The organism is Burkholderia sp. PU8-34, from assembly GCF_053427725.1.
Genome location: NZ_JBSAXC010000088.1, coordinates 1 through 319, shown reverse-complemented (window position 1 = coordinate 319; position 319 = coordinate 1). Strand labels below are relative to the sequence as shown.

The window sequence follows — 319 nt, the reverse complement described above, 5'->3', positions numbered from 1 at the left end:
TGCTGACGGCGACCGACCTTAAAAACGAGGCGGGCACGATCACGCAGACCGGAACCAATCCGACCACGATCGCCGTTTCCGGCACGCTCGACAATAGCTTGGGAACCGTACAAACGAACAGCGCTGATCTGAACCTCACGCCGGCCGCGCTGATCAACGACCGTGGAAAAATTGCACACGCCGGCAACGCGACGCTGACTATCGTGACCGGCGCGCTTTCGAACCAGGGCGGGTCAATCGCGACCAATGGCGCACTTGCTCTGACCGCCGCATCTTTGTCGAATCAGGCCGGCACACTGTCCGCGCAGCGGCAGGCGAT

General features: G+C 61.8%; 1 protein-coding gene. It reads left to right on the top strand.

Annotated features, from left to right (window positions below; all coding sequences use genetic code 11):
• A partial coding sequence (locus tag ACV22Z_RS35845) for a hypothetical protein (RefSeq protein WP_448080957.1) occupies positions 1–319 on the top strand: 319 nt, incomplete at both ends.